We start from the raw sequence: 15,049 nt of genomic DNA on the forward strand, positions 1-15,049 counted from the left end.
GAATCCCACCCATGACGAACCCGGCCGAAAAGCTGGTCGACCTGCTCGACCTGGAGCAGATCGAGGTCAACATCTTCCGCGGCCTGAGCCCGAACGAGTCCCTCCAGCGGGTCTTCGGCGGCCAGGTGGCGGGCCAGGCACTGGTCGCCGCCAACCGCACCACCGAGGGCGACCGACCGGTGCACTCGCTGCACGCGTACTTCCTGCGCCCTGGCCGGCCGGGTGTGCCGATCGTGTACCAGGTCGAACGGGTGCGGGACGGCAGGTCGTTCACGACCCGCCGGGTCACCGCGGTGCAGCAGGGCCGCACAATCTTCAATCTCACCGCCTCCTTTCACAAGCCTGAGGAAGGTTCCTTCGAGCACCAGCTGCCGCCGGCCCGCAAGGTCCCGGACCCGGAGTCGCTGCCGTCGGTCACGGACGAGATCCGGGAGCATCTGGGCACGCTGCCCGAACAGTTGGAGCGGATGGCGCGCCGCCAGCCCTTCGACATCCGCTATGTGGACCGGCTGCGCTGGACGTCCGAGGAGGTCAAGGACGCCGAGCCGCGCAGCGCGGTGTGGATGCGCGCGGTCGGGCCGCTCGGCGACGATCCGGTCGTGCACACCTGCGCGCTGACCTACGCCAGTGACATGACCCTCCTGGACGCCGTCCGTATCCCGGTCGAACCTCTGTGGGGCCCGCGGAGCTTCGACATCGCGTCGCTGGACCACGCCATGTGGTTCCATCGGCCGTTCCGCGCGGACGAGTGGTTCCTGTACGACCAGGAGTCGCCCGTCGCGACGGGCGGCCGGGGGCTGGCCCGCGGGCGGATCTACGACGCGGAGGGGCGGCTGTTGGTGTCCGTCGTCCAGGAAGGGCTGTTCCGGGCGCTGTAGGTCACTCGGCCTCTGCGGCGGATCACGCGCTTCTGCGACGCAGCCAGCCGAGCAGGCCACGGGACGGCTGCTCGGGGAGGGCGGCGGACGGCTGCTCGCAGGCGGTGGACCTCTGCTCCGGCTCGGGAGGCGCTTGCTTCGCAGCGGGTCGTGGCGCGGGCCGGAGCCTGCGGGCGTCCTCCAGCGTCCGGGTCAGATCGGCCCTCAGCCGGCTGATCTCGTCCGGGTCGTCCGCCGTCATGATCCTCTCGGCGAGGTAGGCGGCGGGGGAACCCTGCGCGCCCTGGGTCGGCGGGCCCGGCCGGAAGCGCATGAGATGCGAGCGTTCATAGGGGTCCGGGACGATCTCCGAGATCTGGACGGGGTCGAGGAACGCGGCCAGGGCCCCGGCGCTCTCCCATGGGCCGTCGGCCACTCGCAGCAGGAACTCCCGGTGACGCCCGCGCCAGTTGCGCGCCCTCAGGTCCAGCCCCGCGTCCAGCAGGTCACGCATCCCCTCGGGCGTGCGACGGGCGTTCAGCAGTGGGGAGTTCTCCTCGTCGGCCGCGAACAGCCGGAGTTCCTCGGCCAGATACAGCCAGACCACCGCCCGGTACCGGTTGAGGTAGAAGCGCACCGGCGCCACCACTCCCAATCGCGCCAGGCGCGTGAACCTGCTGACGGGCACATCCATGACGGCCGCGCCCTCGGTGGTGCCCACGACCCGCACACGTTCCTGCAGCACTTCGGGAAAGCCGTCCTCCGTGCGCAACCGGTCGATCTCGGAGCGGGTGACGCGGCGGCCTCCACCGCCTTCGTCGGGGACGGTCCAGATGTGGCCGAGGTGGACGGCGAGGTCGAACTCGCTTCGTTTGAGCCCCAGTTCCCGTGCCGCGCGGCTCGGCGCGCAGGAGAGCTGGTGGGTTGCGGTGACGGTGCTGCCTGACATGGTCGTACTCCCCCGTGGAGTCGGTCGCTCACGCTGTGTGCGCTCGCCGTGAAAAAACCGTAACCGGTCCGGCGGATCTCCTGGTGAGCCTGTGGATAACTCCGCGGGGGAGGAAGAAGGAGCAGGTCAGAGGTCCATGGCCGAGCTCTGTTCGGGTCGGCGGACATCCACGCCGAGGTGCTCGCCCACGCGATTGACGAGCAGTGTCATCTCGTAGGCGATCTGCCCGATGTCGGCCTCCGCGCCACTGAGCACACACAGACAGCTGCCGGTCCCCGCCGCGGTGACGAACAGCACCGCGTCGTCGAACTCGACCATCGTCTGGCGCACTCTGCCGGCGCCGAAGTGGCGTCCGGACCCCTTGGCCAGGCTGTGCAGTCCGGACGCGACGGCGGCGAGGTGCTCCGCGTCCTCGCGGCGCAGCCCCGTGCTCGCACCCGCCACCAGCCCGTCGTTGGACAGGACCAGTGCGTGCCGTACGTGGTCGACACGCTCCGTCAAGTCGTCCAGCAACCAGCCGAGCCCCTGGTTCTGCGCCATGATTCCGTCTCCCCGTGTGACGTCTCCCCCTGGCCGGAGGATCTCCTGGCCACCCTTCCCGACGGCCAGTGCCTCGGCAAGGAGGACGGGCCAAGCCGCGGAAGATGGCCGAACCTTTGCACGGTTACCGGGGTCATCCCACGGAGTCGAGCAGTCGGGCGGTGTGCATCCGTCCCGCGTACTCGACGAGCCGGATCAGCACTTCCTTGCCGGAGTCACGGTCCCGGGCGTCGCAGAGCACCACGGGAGTGCCGCGGTCGAGGTCGAGGGCGCGGCAGACGTCGGCGGCGCCGTAAGTGCGGGCGCCCGTGAAGCAGTTGACGGCCACGACGAACGGGATGTGCCGGTGCTCGAAGTAGTCGACCGCCGGGAAGCAGTCCTCCAGGCGCCGAGTGTCCGCGAGGACCACGGCGCCCAGGGCGCCTTGTGACAACTCGTCCCACAGGAACCAGAAGCGGTCCTGTCCGGGGGTGCCGAAGAGGTAGAGGGAGAGACCGGAGCGGATGGTGATGCGGCCGAAGTCCATGGCGACCGTGGTCGTGACCTTCTGGTCCACGCCGCCGGTGTCGTCGACCAACTGACCGGCCTCGCTGAGGAGTTCCTCGGTGCGCAGTGGCCTGATCTCACTGACCGCGCCCACCAGGGTGGTCTTGCCCACGCCGAATCCACCGGCGACCAGTATCTTCAACGCCAGCGCGGTCGACTCGCCGCCCTGGGCATCGGAAGTCTCGGAGACCATTGATCACTTCTCTCGGGAGTACCGGTAACGGCCGACGGTGCAGGTGTGCGAAGTCAGCATGATGACAACTGCGGTACCCCTTCGAGGGGTTACACCGCTATTTGACCGATGCGGCCGGTTCGCGCGCGTTCGCTTACGAAGTTTCATCTACAGTGCCCGCAGTCCTTCGATCACCTCGCGCAGAATCCGTTCGTCAGGAAGCTGCGCGGGCGGTACGGGGCGGCTGACGGTGACGCAGCCGAGTTCCAGGAGGTCGCCGAGCAGCACCCTGACCACGCCGACGGGCAGGTCGGCGTCCGCGGCGAGTTCGGCGACCGACTGGGTCTCGATACGGCACAGTTCGATCAGGGCCCGGTGCTCCGGTCCGAGCGCGGTGTCGTCGTCGACCCCGGGCGCGGCAGCGTCCAGCGTGACCAGGGCGATGAGGTCGAAACGCACCCCGGTGGGGCCGGGTTTGGTGCGTCCGCCCGTCATGGCGTACGGGCGGACGAGAGGCCCCGCCTCACCGTCGTACCACTGACTGCCCTGCTCCCGCGGGACGTCCGTCATGTCCTCCGTCATGAGCGTGGACCGCCCTTCTCGTCTCATCCGGCGGGAGGCCGCGCGGCGACGCGCGGCGCCGTGTACAGGTGCTCGCCGACCCGCTTGACGAGCCGTGCCATCTCGTAGGCCACCAGGCCTATGTCGGCGGTCACGGCGGTGAGCAGGGCGAGGCAGGAGCCGTCACCGGCGGCGGCCACGAACAGGAAGCCGTCGTCCATCTCGACCATGGTCTGGCGCACTCCGCCCGCCCCGAAGTGGCGGCCGGCACCCTTGGCCAGGCTGTGGAAACCGGAGGCCACCGCGGCCAGGTGCTCGGCGTCCTCACGGCGCAGATCGGTCGACGCCCCCACGGCCAGACCGTCGTTGGACAGCACCACGGCGTGCCGTACCGCGCTGACGCGCAGCACCAAGTCGTCCAGCAGCCAGTCGAGTTCACCGGACCGTTGGGCGGCCCTCATGCTGGGGTCCTGGATCATGCGGGGTCTCCTTCGCTGCTGTCGCTGACCGCGGCGGAATCCGGGGTGGCGCCGCGGCCGGGCCGGCGGCCGCCGCCGCGTGCCCAGCCGTCGCGGTAGGCCGCCATCCGGTCCCGTACGAGTTCGGGGGTGCGCCGGTCCTCATCCCGTGGGTCGGAGTGTGGTTCCCGTTCCTCCGTACGTGGTTCGCGCAGCTGAGGGGCGAGGTTCGCCTGCCGGACGCGACGCGGGAGGTCGTCCGATGCTTCGGAGTCGTCCGGGGGACGGTGCAGTCGCAAGGTGGTGACTCCGGGAGGTGGGCTGTCGGACCCGGACTCCGCCCTCGCCGACGCCGCGACCTCCGCCCTGGCCTCCGCGGCGACCGGTGCGGGGGCCACCAGTGCCGGACGGTCGGCCGAGGCGTGCACGGACTCCTGCGGCCTGGCCGCGCCGGGCACGCGCGCGTACACGTGTTCCTGGTCCACGGCCTTGCGGGGGGAACGTTCCTCCGAACCGCTGTGCAGCAGGGCGGTGGGCAGGAGGACGACGGCCGTGGTGCCGCCGTAGGGCGAGGTGCGCAGGTGGACCTTGATGCCGTGCCGGGCCGCGAGCCTGCTGACCACGAAGAGTCCGAGCCGGTCGCTGTCGAACAGGTCGAGCGCCTCGGACTGCTCGATACGGTGGTTGGCCTCGGCGAGGGACTCCTTGCCCATGCCCAGCCCCCGGTCCTCGACCTCGACCGCGTAGCCGTTGCCCACCGGTTCGCCGGTGATGCGCACGCGCGTGTGCGGGGGCGAGAACTGCGCGGCGTTCTCGACGATCTCGGCCAGGAGATGGGTGACGTCGGCGACGGCCCCGCCGATGACGGAAGCCTCGGGGAGCTGTCGTACCTCCACGCGCGCGTAGTCCTCCACTTCGGAGACGGCCGCGCGCACCACGTTGGTCAGGGAGACCGGCATGCGCCAGGCCCGGCCGGGTGCCGCTCCGGAGAGGATGATCAGGCTCTCAGCGTGGCGCCGCATACGGGTGGTGAGGTGGTCGAGCCGGAAGAGGTCGCTCAGCTCGTTGGGATCGTCGGAGCGGCGTTCCATGTTGTCCAGCAGGCTCAGTTGGCGATGCACGAGGACCTGGCTGCGGCGGGCGAGGTTGACGAACACGCCGGAGATGCCGCTGGCGAGTTCGGCGCGTTCCACGGCGGCCCTCAGCGCGGCGCGGTGCACGGTACCCAGGGCCTCGGCGACCTGCCCCGTCTCATCCTCCGAGGGCGGTCCGGGCGGTGCCTCGGCCTGGACGTCGATCTCCTCTCCGGCGCGCAACTTCCGCATCGCCTCGGGGAGTTTGCGCCGCGCGATCTCCAGGGCGAGGTTGCGCAGGCCCTCCAGCTCGATGACCAGGCCGCGTCCGATGCGTACGGAGATGACCAGCGACGCGACGACGGCGGCGAGGCCGAACAGGACGGCGGCACCGGCCGGGGTGAGCAGACCGCGGGTGAACGGGTCCGCCTGGTCCGCGACGCCGCGTCCGGCGTCCTCCTCGATGGTCCGCATCCCGTCCTGCACGCGCGCGTGTGCCTTGTTCCAGGTGGCCTCGGGCGCCGCGGCGATCGCCGACGCGCCCGCGCGGCTCGCGAGGACCTTGTCCTCGACGGTGCCCACGGCCGCGTAGTCGCTGCCGTCGGCGAGGTCCTGCCAGACGGCGCGTTCGGGGCCGCGCAGGTCGGCGACGGCGGATTCGGTGAGGGTTCGGCGGGTTGCGACGGCGCCGGTGAACAGCCTCAGCCGCTCGCCGTCGATGCGCCCGGCGAGACGTGCGCCGGTCAGCAGGACGTCCTCCTGGGCCAACGCCTCTCCCGCGCGGGAGAACTCGAGCAGCACGCGCGCGTCGGAGCCCAGTTCGGCGTCCTGGATGCCGGTGAGGGCGCCGCCCACGCCGAAGGCCGTGGCGATGGTCCGTGTATAGCGCCCGTACGTCTCGTCCCAGCCGGCGCGGCGGTCGAGCACCGCGGCCCGCACGGAGCGCAGTTGCTCACCGCCGGTCACGAAGGTCTCGAGGCGCTGGGCCACTCCGGCGGGCAGTTCCTCGCCGTCGGCGACGGTGTTGTCGTCGCCGAGCCGGAGCTTGTCCAGGGCTTTGTCCGTGCGTTCCGCAAGGGCCTTGAGGTCTGCGCCGCGGCCGCCGGTCGGGGCGATCGCATAGCGCACCGCGGCCGCACGTTCCGCCTGGAGGGCCGCGACGGCGACCGCGACCGGGGACCGGATCTCGGCGTCCACCCGCTGCAACTGCCGCAGCCGGGAGACGTCCTGGGCGGTGGTGACGGTGGCGTACGCCCACAGAGCCAGCAGCGAGACGACCGGCACCATCAGCAGGCAGACGATCTTGGCGCGCACGGTGCGCGGGCGTATCAGCCACCGTCCCGCGCGCGTGGGCATCTCGTCCGGTACGGCGCCCACCGGATCGTCCAGGCGTTCGTCGGCCGGTGGTCCGGCGTGGGCGCGGCGGCCGCGGGCGGGGGACTGTGCCGACGCCTCGGCGCCGTTCGTGGGGGTCCTACGGGATGTACGCATGGCCTCCTGCCTCGGAAGTGGTCGGTGGGCGGGCCCGGCGGCCCGTCAGCGGGCGACGCTCTCGACCGGCCGCTGAGCCGAGGCGGACGCCTCGCGCTCCCCCGACGTCGGCGACAGCGCGACGAAGGCGGAGGTCAGGAAGAGATAGGACCCGAGGCCGACGGCGAGGGGGAAGATGAACTGCATCGCGGTGGCCCCGGGCAGGGCCGCGTCGGAGGGGCTGACGTGCACGCTCACCGAGAACATCCCGGTGTAGTGCATGCTGCTCACCGCGGCTCCCATGATGAGCGAGGCGACGGTGACGGCGACGGGCGACTTGATGTTGAGCGCGGCCCACAGGGCGGCCGTCGCGGCGACGACGGCGATCAGCACGGACAGTCCGACGAGGGCCGGGTCGTACTTCACGTCGCCGTGCAGACGGACGGCGGCCATACCCAGGTAGTGCATGCTCGCCACGCCGAGTCCGGTGGTGAGCCCGCCCAGGAAGAGCGCCCGCCCACGGTCCTTGCTGTAGCCGACGGCGAAGACGCCGGCACAGACGACGATCATGGCGACGAGCAGGCTCACGATGGTGAGCGGCACGTCGTAACGGATGTCGGTGCCGCTGACGCTGAAGCCGAGCATGGCCACGAAGTGCATGGTCCAGATGCCGGTTCCGATCGCGGAGGCGGCGGTGATGAGCCAGTTGCGGCGTGAACGCCCCGTGGCGCCGAGCGCGCGGACGGTGCAGCGCAGCCCGAGGGCGGCGCCGATGCAGGCCATCACGTACGACAGCACGGGGGTCAGCCAGCCGAGTGCGGCGTGGTCCAGGTGTCCCATGGCTCCGGGACGCTAGTCGGGGCATGGGCGCACAAAGGGGGCGCAGTTCGAAAGGTGTTGGAATATGACGCAGAGATGCACCTGAACGATCGCGGCGCGCTCGAACGTGTGCGCAGGAGCATCATCCTTGTCGGTGAGAGATCATGCGGAACATGAGCGACGACCACACACATGTCCAGGAGTTCTTCGGCGCCCGAGCCGCCGACTGGGACACCCGTTTTCCCGACGACGGTCCCGCCTACGCCGCCGCGGTCGCCGACCTCGGGCTGCGCGAGGGGGATCGCGTGCTCGACGCCGGCTGCGGCACCGGGCGCGCCCTGCCGCCCCTGCGTGCGGCCGTGGGACCCTCGGGAGTGGTCCTCGGGGCCGATCTGACCCCGGCCATGCTCCAGGCCGCCGTACGGGCCGGACGGGACCGGGACGGGCAGTTGCTGCTGGCCGACGTGGCCGCGCTGCCGCTGCGTGCGGAGTCGCTCGACGCGGTGTTCGGGGCGGGACTGATCTCCCATCTGCCCGATCCGGCCGAGAACCTGCGGGAGTTGGCGCGTGTGGTGCGTCCGGGCGGCACGCTGGCGCTCTTCCACCCGATCGGCAGGGCGGCGCTCGCGGCACGACAGGGTCGGCAGATCACGCCGGACGACCTGCGTGGCGAACCCAACCTCCGGCCTCTGCTGGCCGGTTCCGGGTGGCGTCTGACGTCGTACGCCGACGAGGACACCCGGTTCCTGGCGCTGGCCGTGCGGGACGGCTGACCCGCGGCACCGCCCCTTCAGCGCCGCCCGGCGACCTCCGCCACGAAGGCGTCGGGATTGTCGAACATGACGTTGTGACCGGCATCGGGCACGGTCACCACGCGCACCCCCGCGGCCTCCAGGTCACCCCTGCCCTCGAGTTCACCGCTCAACTCGCCCTGCAGGTACACGCGCTCCACGCTGAGATCTTCGAGGATGGTGCGCATGACAGGGTCGGATCCGCGCCGCAGCCCGACGGCCGTCCGATGCAGAGCGCGCGGGTCGGCCAGTCGCATGGTCGCCGCCCACAGGGGTCCGACCTGTTCCAGCACGCGCGCGTAGGCACCGTCGACGAAGGCCTCCTCCTCGTGGGAGGCGATGCCGCTGCTGCCCGCGGCGGGCGGTGGGAACGCGTCCAGGTTGGCCTCCGTGAGTACCAGGCGGGAGACCAGTTCGGGACGCCGGTGGGCGAGCACCAGGGCGACGGCGCCGCCCATGCTGTGCGCGATGAGCTCGGCACCCGTGACACCCGCCGCGTCCAGTGCCGCCGCCAGCGCGCCGGCGTGGTCGTCGAGTGTGTAACCGAAGTGCTCGGGCCGGTCGCTGATGCCGTGTCCGGGCAGGTCCACGAACAGGCTTCGGTTGCCCGCGAGTTCGGGCCGGGCCGCGATATGGGCGTGGTACACCGACGAGACCGACCCCAGTCCGTGCACGTACACGCGCGTGGGTTCCGCGCCGGACACCTCCGTCCAACGGATGCAGCTTCCCTTGCCGTCGAACTCGGCCTGCTTCATCGCGTCCTCCCTGAGCGGCGCCCTTGGTGGCGTCCCTGGCGGCGTCCTCGCGAGCCGCCCTTGCGAACCATCACCCCGACAATACATCGGTTACGAGGTATACAGAAGGCGATGTATTCATCGGGCGATGTACACCGGACGTACGGCAGAATGCGGGCATGCTGGAGCTCGCCATCCTCGGATTCCTGTACGACGCCCCCCTGCACGGCTACGAGCTGCGCAAACGCATCGCGGCGCTGACCGGGCACGTGAAGCCCATCGCGGAGAGCACCCTCTATCCGGCGATCAAGCGCCTGGAGAAGGCCGGGCTGCTGGAGCGCGCGACGGAGCCCGGTTCCGTCGCCGCGCCACGACACGTCCTGACGCTCACCGAGGACGGCCGCCGCGATCTGCGCCGCCGGCTCGCCGAGCCCGTACACCGCGACATCACCGACGAGAACCGCTGGTTCACCCTGCTCGCGTTCCTCCGGCACCTGGACGACGCCGCGGCGCAGGCCGCCGTACTGCGGCGCAGGCTGGCGTTCCTGGAGGAACCCGCGAGCTTCTTCTACGAGGGTGACCGGCCGCTGCGCGCCGAGGAGCTGGACGATCCCTTCCGGCGCGGAATCCTGACGATCGCGCGCGCCACGTCCCAGGCGGAACTCACCTGGCTGCGGGACACCCTCGCCTCACTGGACGGCTGAGGACACCTCGCCGTCGGTCGTGCGCGTCACGCGCCCAGCGCCGCGAGCACCACGGACCTGGCCTCCTTCTGGACCTGGCGCAGATGGTCCGCGCCGAGGAAGGACTCCCCGTAGATCTTGTAGACGTCCTCCGTGCCCGAAGGACGAGCCGCGAACCAGGCGTTGGCGGTGGCGACCTTGATGCCGCCGAGGGCCGCGCCGTTGCCGGGGGCCTCGGTGAGCACCGTGGTGACCGGCTCGCCGGCGAGGGTGTCGGCCGTGACCTGGCGCGGCGACAGCTTGGCGAGCAGCGCCTTCTCCTCGCGGGAGGCCGGGGCGTCCACGCGCGCGTAGGCGGGGGCGCCGAAGCGGTCCGTGAGACCGGCGTAGTGCTGCGACGGGGTCCGGCCCGTGACCGCCGTGATCTCGGAGGCGAGCAGGGCCAGGATGATGCCGTCCTTGTCGGTGGTCCACACCGAGCCGTCCCGGCGCAGGAAGGACGCGCCCGCCGACTCCTCGCCGCCGAAGCCGAGCGAGCCGTCCGAGAGGCCGTCCACGAACCACTTGAAGCCGACCGGGACCTCGACCAGCGGCCGGCCGACGTCCGCCGCGACCCGGTCGATCATGCTGGACGACACCAGGGTCTTGCCGATCCCGGCGCCCGCGGGCCACTGGTCGCGGTGCGAGAACAGATACGAGATCGCCACCGCCAGATAGTGGTTGGGGTTCATCAGGCCCCCGTCCGGCGTGACGATGCCGTGCCGGTCGGCGTCGGCGTCGTTGCCGGTGGCGATGTCGAACCGGTCGCGCTGCTCGATGAGCGAGGCCATGGCGTACGGCGAGGAGCAGTCCATGCGGATCTTGCCGTCCCAGTCCAGCGTCATGAAGCGCCAGGTGGGGTCGGTGAGCGGGTTGACGACCGTCAAGTCGAGCCGGTGCTGTTCGGCGATCCGGCCCCAGTAGGCGACCGAGGCACCGCCCAGCGGGTCGGCGCCGATCCGCACGCCGGCGGCCCGGATCGCGTCCAGGTCCAGCACGTTCGGCAGGTCGGCCACGTAGGTGCCGAGGAAGTCGTAACGGCCGGTGCCGGACGCGGCCAGGGCACGGGCGTAGGGGATGCGCCGTACGTCCTTCAGGCCGCCGGTGATGATCTCGTTGGCGCGGTCCTGGATCCAGGACGTCGCCTCGGAACCCGCGGGGCCACCGTTCGGCGGGTTGTACTTGAAGCCGCCGTCGGCGGGCGGGTTGTGCGAGGGGGTGACCACCACGCCGTCGGCGAAGCCGGAGGCGCGGTTCCGGTTGTGGGCGAGGATGGCGTGCGAGACCGCCGGGGTGGGTGTGTAGCCGTCGGCCTGGTCGATGAGGACGGCCACGTCGTTGGCGGCGAACACCTCCAGCGCCGTGATCCGCGCGGGCTCGGACAGGGCGTGCGTGTCGGCGCCGAGGAAGAGCGGGCCGTCGGTGCGCTGGGCGGCGCGGTACTCGCAGATGGCCTGGCTGGTGGCGGCGATGTGGTCCTCGTTGAAGGCCGCCGCGAGCGACGAGCCGCGATGTCCGGAGGTACCGAACGCCACTCGTTGCCCGGGCTCGGCCGGGTCCGGGTGCAGCGCGTAGTACGCCGTGACCAGCCGGGCCACATCGATGAGGTCCTCGGGCCCGGCGACCTGTCCCGCTCGCGCGTCCTGCATGTGCCCGCTCCTCCGCAAGAGTCGACCGTGGGGTACGGCCCCATTCTCCCCTGTCCGGGATGCCGGGACGCGCACCGGGCGACCGTTGTGGCACGCGTACGACGGATGCGACGATGCGGGTCGGCGAGCGAAGGGACACCGACGTGACGCACGAGGACCAACGGCCACCCGCCGCCGTGCTGTTCGACGCACTGGGCGCCGACTACGAGAAGGCGTTCGCCCATGCCCCCGCGCATCTGTCCGCACTGGAGTGGCTGATCGAGCGGCTGCCGCCCGCCGCGCGGACGCTGGACGTGGGCAGCGGCACCGGGCGGCCCACCGCGGCGGCGCTCGTCGGGGCGGGACACTCGGTGCTGGGCGTCGACGTCTCCCCCGTCATGGTGGAACTCGCCGCCCGTCAGGTCCCCGAGGCCGAGTTCCGCAGTGCCGACATCCGGGATGTCCCGCTCGACGCGGACTCGTTGGACGGCGTGTGCGTGTTCTTCTCCCTGTTGCAGATGACCCGCGCCCAGCAGTCGGCCCTGATGCGACGCCTGGCCCGGGCACTGAGGCCCGGTGGGCATCTGGTGCTGGCCACCGTGCCCGCGGACGTGGAGGACCTCGAGGTGGTCTTCATGGGCCGGCCGGTCCGCGCGACGAGCTTCGCCGAGGACGACGTGATCGGCATGGTGGAAACGGCCGGGCTGACGGTGCTGTCCCGGCACAGCCTCACCTTCACCCCGGACCACCCCAGCGCAGAGCCCGAGCCCCATCTCTTCCTGTACTGCCGCCGCGACGAGACCGGACTCTGACGCTCAGCGCCCTTGTTCCTCCGGTGTCGCCGGCGGCTCGGCGGGCGTCGGCCCGGGCCGGCTGAAGAGGACGGCCCGGGCGACGGAGGGGGCGAACAGGGCGGTGACGGGCTCGGCGAGGACCAGCACGGCACGGAAGGCGCGCCCCACGACGGGGTCGCCCGGCGACCGTTCCGTGACCCGGCGCAGGTACCACCCCGCGACGCGGTCCGCGGGGCCGGCTGCGACCGCGGTGCCGACCGCGCCCGGCATCCCTCGGTCCGCTCCGGCCGAGATGTCCCACGCCTGCCGGGATGCCGCGAGCAGCGCCTGCTGCACGCGGCGCGTGGTGGGGGTGCGGCGCCGGTCGGCGAGCGTGTCGCGCAGGGCGACCGCGCTCATCGCGGCGATGGCCATGCCCTGCCCGTAGATCGGGTTGAAGGTGCACAGGGCGTCGCCGGTGGCGAGGAATCCGGCGGGGCGGCGGCCGGGCAGGTCGTAGCGGCGCCGGGTGTTCGCGGTCCGCCGGTAGCCGAACGCCGGCGAGAGCGGTTCGGCCTCGTCCAGCCAGCGGTCCAGGAGCGGATGCGCCAGTCGCTTGGTGTACGTCTCGAACTCGTCGTCGCCCGTGGGCGGTTCGTCGCCGCGCAGCCCCGAGACGATGACCAGATGGCTGCCGTCCTCCAGGGGCAGCGCACCGCCGCCGTTGACCTGGTCGAGCCCGGGATAGACGTAGTGGCCCAGGGTCTCGCCGTCGAGGGTGCCCTTCCGTCCGCGGTAGACGCGTGAGGCGTAGGCGAGCCCGGTGTCGATGGTCTCCTCGTGCGCGGTCTCGGCGCCGATCGCCGCGAGCCACTGCGGCGCCTTGGTGCCGCTGCCGGAGGCGTCGACGACCAGGTCGGCCTCCAGGGCCCGGCGTTCCGCGCCGACGTCGCCGGAACGTTCCCGCAGGAGTACGCCCCGTACGCGTGAGGCGTCACCGAGAAGCCCGACGGCCTCGACCCCCTCCATCACGCCGATCACCGGATTGGCGAGAACCCGCCGCCGTATCAGCTCCTCCAGCTGCGCGCGGGAGCCGGTGTATATGTGCGTCGACGCGGGCCACCGGCGAAGCCAGCGGCCGTTCTGCCACAGCACCATGTCCGACGGCATCCCCACCCGCGGCGCCCCTGCCTCCTCCAGTTCCGTCAGAAAGCCCGGCAGCAGTGACTCCAGGGCTGTCTGTCCGCCCTCCAGCAGGACATGTGGATGCCGGCCCTGGGGTACGCCGGGCCGTGACCCGGTGGCCTCCGGGAACCGGTCACGCTCGACGACGGTCACCCGGTCGCAGTGCCCGGCCAGGACGTGCGCCGCGAGGAGCCCCGCGATGCTGCCGCCCACGACGACCGCATGCCGCTCGCCCCGGCCGCCGCCCTCGCTCCCACGGCCCGTTCCTACGGCAGAGTTCACCGATCCGCTCCCTTGGTCGCCATGTGGTGAGAAGGCACAAGTATCCTTCGCCGCAAGGAGCGTTGACCGTGTTCCGGCCCTTCAGGGCGTCTCGAACCCGCCATCCTGTGAGGGCCTGTCCGCCAGCGGGAGACGCGCCGCCCCTTCTGTCGCCGGAGATCCAACCCTACGTTGAGTAGGGGGAGATGAACGATCGGTCAGCCAACCACGCAGGGGGAAGGTGGTCAGCATGTTCGGCAGGGTCCGCAAGTCCTTCGCCAGATTCTTCAACACCGTGCGTTCCGATACGGACAACGGCCGGGACAAACGCACACACAACCTGTTCGAGGCCGCGGCGGCCTACGTCTCGGCCTGTGCCGAGGACGACCAGGACCAGATCGACGAGGCCGCCGGCTGGGTGTCTCCGGAGGCGTTGTCGTTCGGGGTGAGCGAGCTGGCGTGCCGGGCGGTCATCGCGCTCGCGCGGGAGCGCGACGAGTCGCCGCAGACCGTGGCCCGTGCCCTCCTGGGGCTTCCGGCGGCCTGATCGACGGTCCATAGAGGCCGATTCGCCCTGTCCGGCCGGAAAACAGCAGCTCCGGGTGGGCTGGGGAGTCGTGACAAGCGGCTTCCGCGCACACTAGGGTGCGCGCCGTTGGACATACCGATGGGGAGGCTGGGATGGCCGGGACGGACGAGGACACCGTCGCCGCCGCGGACGACGCGCTCTATGTGCTGACGGCGGTGCTGTTGACGCCGGCGAAGTTCCCGAGCGTGCTGGGCGACGACTATCCGGAGGCCTGTGCGGCGCTCGGTCTCGCGCCGCTCGCCGACGGGTACGGCCTGGTGCTCGGCCAGGACGGCGACGGCTCCCGCTGGACGGTCGTCATCGACGACGTCTCGCTGGTCGCCGTCGCCATCGCGTCCTGGGACTGCGGCATGGAGTACGACCTGTCGCCCGACGAACGCACGGTCGTGGCCGCCCTGCCGGGCTGGCCTCTCGCAGTCGCCGTCGCGGCTCCGAACGTGCCCGCGCCGCACGATCCCGCGCCGGAGGTCGACGGCCCCCCGCTGACACCGCCGGACACCAGCACGTGGGGGCCGGCTCAGCGCCGGCTGGGGGCCGACGAGATCGCCCTCCAGTGGGCCACGTGGCGTGAGCAGATCGACGACGCAGACTTCCCGGTGCCGGAACCGGTCGAGTCCGCCGAGAAGGGCGAGGAGGACGCTCCCAAGGGCCACAGCGGCATCCGGCGTGTCCTCGCGGAGGCCCGCGGGTACGTGGACACGCCGCCGCCCCTGGGTCGGGTCCGGTCCTCCTTCGCGCCGGGCGACGCCCGCACCCTGCGCGCCGACGGACCCGGCTGGTCGCTCGTGGCCAGGACCGACGACATCGCGTTCGTGCTGCTCGACGACGAGCCCGGCGAGGTTCTGCCGGTCGGCCGCGGCCCGGAGCTGCCGGGGCTGCTGGAGGCGCTCGACAAGATGGCCGTACGTCCCAGCTGAACCG

16 protein-coding genes are annotated in these 15,049 nt (G+C 71.6%); 6 read left to right on the forward strand and 10 right to left on the reverse strand.

The annotated features are described in order from the left end of the window. Positions 1-11 precede the first annotated feature (11 nt). The gene (locus tag OHU89_RS08755; RefSeq protein ID WP_405641450.1) at positions 12-878 is read left to right on the forward strand and encodes an acyl-CoA thioesterase; all 867 of its coding nucleotides are present in this window, start codon (positions 12-14) and stop codon (positions 876-878) included. Between the two features lie 22 nt (positions 879-900). Here the strand turns inward: OHU89_RS08755 and OHU89_RS08760 are convergent, their stop codons facing one another. The 7 genes from OHU89_RS08760 to OHU89_RS08790 all read right to left on the reverse strand — a co-directional run bounded on the left by OHU89_RS08760 (position 901) and on the right by OHU89_RS08790 (position 7,466). After that, entirely contained in the window at positions 901-1,806 is a 906-nt protein-coding gene (locus OHU89_RS08760) for a DUF6397 family protein (RefSeq protein ID WP_405641452.1), read from the reverse strand. 126 nt (positions 1,807-1,932) lie between these two features. Further along, positions 1,933-2,346: a roadblock/LC7 domain-containing protein gene (locus OHU89_RS08765; RefSeq protein ID WP_171139844.1), complete on the reverse strand. Its 414-nt coding sequence runs from the start codon at positions 2,344-2,346 to the stop codon at positions 1,933-1,935. Positions 2,347-2,479: 133 nt separating this feature from the next. After that, complete coding sequence (locus tag OHU89_RS08770) at positions 2,480-3,085, reverse strand: ATP/GTP-binding protein (protein WP_266895684.1); 606 nt, start codon at positions 3,083-3,085, stop codon at positions 2,480-2,482. A gap of 147 nt (positions 3,086-3,232) precedes the next feature. Continuing rightward, positions 3,233-3,646, reverse strand: coding sequence for a DUF742 domain-containing protein (locus OHU89_RS08775; RefSeq protein WP_405641454.1), 414 nt, complete (start codon positions 3,644-3,646; stop codon positions 3,233-3,235). A gap of 23 nt (positions 3,647-3,669) precedes the next feature. Then, positions 3,670-4,104, reverse strand: a complete 435-nt coding sequence (locus OHU89_RS08780) for a roadblock/LC7 domain-containing protein (protein ID WP_405641455.1) — start codon at positions 4,102-4,104, stop codon at positions 3,670-3,672. Further along, a complete protein-coding gene (locus tag OHU89_RS08785) occupies positions 4,101-6,647 on the reverse strand; it encodes a nitrate- and nitrite sensing domain-containing protein (RefSeq protein WP_405641456.1) in 2,547 nt (848 codons plus the stop codon). The genes OHU89_RS08780 and OHU89_RS08785 overlap by 4 nt, the downstream gene beginning before the upstream one ends. A 45-nt stretch (positions 6,648-6,692) precedes the next feature. Then, positions 6,693-7,466: an MHYT domain-containing protein gene (locus OHU89_RS08790; RefSeq protein WP_365405696.1), complete on the reverse strand. Its 774-nt coding sequence runs from the start codon at positions 7,464-7,466 to the stop codon at positions 6,693-6,695. A 152-nt stretch (positions 7,467-7,618) separates the two neighbouring features. Here OHU89_RS08790 and OHU89_RS08795 point away from each other — a divergent pair, with 152 nt between their 5' ends. Beyond that, positions 7,619-8,218: a class I SAM-dependent methyltransferase gene (locus OHU89_RS08795; protein WP_405641458.1), complete on the forward strand. Its 600-nt coding sequence runs from the start codon at positions 7,619-7,621 to the stop codon at positions 8,216-8,218. Positions 8,219-8,235: 17 nt separating this feature from the next. Here OHU89_RS08795 and OHU89_RS08800 read toward each other — a convergent pair whose 3' ends face one another. Then, positions 8,236-8,991, reverse strand: coding sequence for an alpha/beta fold hydrolase (locus OHU89_RS08800; RefSeq protein ID WP_405641460.1), 756 nt, complete (start codon positions 8,989-8,991; stop codon positions 8,236-8,238). A gap of 158 nt (positions 8,992-9,149) precedes the next feature. Here OHU89_RS08800 and OHU89_RS08805 point away from each other — a divergent pair, with 158 nt between their 5' ends. Beyond that, the gene (locus OHU89_RS08805) at positions 9,150-9,674 is read left to right on the forward strand and encodes a PadR family transcriptional regulator (RefSeq protein ID WP_405641462.1); all 525 of its coding nucleotides are present in this window, start codon (positions 9,150-9,152) and stop codon (positions 9,672-9,674) included. A gap of 26 nt (positions 9,675-9,700) precedes the next feature. Here the strand turns inward: OHU89_RS08805 and pgm are convergent, their stop codons facing one another. Continuing rightward, positions 9,701-11,341, reverse strand: coding sequence for a phosphoglucomutase (alpha-D-glucose-1,6-bisphosphate-dependent) (pgm, locus tag OHU89_RS08810; protein WP_405641464.1), 1,641 nt, complete (start codon positions 11,339-11,341; stop codon positions 9,701-9,703). Positions 11,342-11,454: 113 nt separating this feature from the next. Here pgm and OHU89_RS08815 point away from each other — a divergent pair, with 113 nt between their 5' ends. Next, the gene (locus OHU89_RS08815) at positions 11,455-12,132 is read left to right on the forward strand and encodes a class I SAM-dependent methyltransferase (RefSeq protein WP_405641466.1); all 678 of its coding nucleotides are present in this window, start codon (positions 11,455-11,457) and stop codon (positions 12,130-12,132) included. A gap of 3 nt (positions 12,133-12,135) precedes the next feature. Here the strand turns inward: OHU89_RS08815 and OHU89_RS08820 are convergent, their stop codons facing one another. Continuing rightward, positions 12,136-13,491 (reverse strand): NAD(P)/FAD-dependent oxidoreductase, encoded by a 1,356-nt coding sequence (locus OHU89_RS08820; RefSeq protein WP_405654390.1) that lies wholly within the window; start codon positions 13,489-13,491, stop codon positions 12,136-12,138. Between the two features lie 298 nt (positions 13,492-13,789). Between OHU89_RS08820 and OHU89_RS08825 the strand changes: the two genes are divergently transcribed. Together OHU89_RS08825 and OHU89_RS08830 are read left to right on the forward strand one after the other, a co-directional pair. Beyond that, positions 13,790-14,086, forward strand: a complete 297-nt coding sequence (locus tag OHU89_RS08825; RefSeq protein WP_405641468.1) for a hypothetical protein — start codon at positions 13,790-13,792, stop codon at positions 14,084-14,086. A gap of 134 nt (positions 14,087-14,220) precedes the next feature. Next, on the forward strand, positions 14,221-15,045 hold the full coding sequence (locus tag OHU89_RS08830) for a hypothetical protein (RefSeq protein ID WP_266895666.1): 825 nt from the start codon (positions 14,221-14,223) through the stop codon (positions 15,043-15,045). Positions 15,046-15,049: the final 4 nt, after the last annotated feature.

It is taken from the genome of Streptomyces sp. NBC_00019 (assembly GCF_045041015.1).
In the GTDB taxonomy this organism is placed as follows: domain Bacteria; phylum Actinomycetota; class Actinomycetes; order Streptomycetales; family Streptomycetaceae; genus Streptomyces.

Excerpts from the sequence above, each read along its gene's own strand:
- OHU89_RS08755 (WP_405641450.1), top strand. The coding sequence starts at position 12 with ATGACGAACCCGGCCGAAAAGCTGGTCGACCTGCTCGACCTGGAGCAG.
- OHU89_RS08760 (WP_405641452.1), bottom strand. The coding sequence starts at position 1,806 with ATGTCAGGCAGCACCGTCACCGCAACCCACCAGCTCTCCTGCGCGCCG.
- OHU89_RS08765 (WP_171139844.1), bottom strand. The coding sequence starts at position 2,346 with ATGGCGCAGAACCAGGGGCTCGGCTGGTTGCTGGACGACTTGACGGAG.
- OHU89_RS08770 (WP_266895684.1), bottom strand. The coding sequence starts at position 3,085 with ATGGTCTCCGAGACTTCCGATGCCCAGGGCGGCGAGTCGACCGCGCTG.
- OHU89_RS08775 (WP_405641454.1), bottom strand. The coding sequence starts at position 3,646 with ATGACGGAGGACATGACGGACGTCCCGCGGGAGCAGGGCAGTCAGTGG.
- OHU89_RS08780 (WP_405641455.1), bottom strand. The coding sequence starts at position 4,104 with ATGATCCAGGACCCCAGCATGAGGGCCGCCCAACGGTCCGGTGAACTC.
- OHU89_RS08785 (WP_405641456.1), bottom strand. The coding sequence starts at position 6,647 with ATGCGTACATCCCGTAGGACCCCCACGAACGGCGCCGAGGCGTCGGCA.
- OHU89_RS08790 (WP_365405696.1), bottom strand. The coding sequence starts at position 7,466 with ATGGGACACCTGGACCACGCCGCACTCGGCTGGCTGACCCCCGTGCTG.
- OHU89_RS08795 (WP_405641458.1), top strand. The coding sequence starts at position 7,619 with ATGAGCGACGACCACACACATGTCCAGGAGTTCTTCGGCGCCCGAGCC.
- OHU89_RS08800 (WP_405641460.1), bottom strand. The coding sequence starts at position 8,991 with ATGAAGCAGGCCGAGTTCGACGGCAAGGGAAGCTGCATCCGTTGGACG.
- OHU89_RS08805 (WP_405641462.1), top strand. The coding sequence starts at position 9,150 with ATGCTGGAGCTCGCCATCCTCGGATTCCTGTACGACGCCCCCCTGCAC.
- pgm (WP_405641464.1), bottom strand. The coding sequence starts at position 11,341 with ATGCAGGACGCGCGAGCGGGACAGGTCGCCGGGCCCGAGGACCTCATC.
- OHU89_RS08815 (WP_405641466.1), top strand. The coding sequence starts at position 11,455 with ATGCGGGTCGGCGAGCGAAGGGACACCGACGTGACGCACGAGGACCAA.
- OHU89_RS08825 (WP_405641468.1), top strand. The coding sequence starts at position 13,790 with ATGTTCGGCAGGGTCCGCAAGTCCTTCGCCAGATTCTTCAACACCGTG.
- OHU89_RS08830 (WP_266895666.1), top strand. The coding sequence starts at position 14,221 with ATGGCCGGGACGGACGAGGACACCGTCGCCGCCGCGGACGACGCGCTC.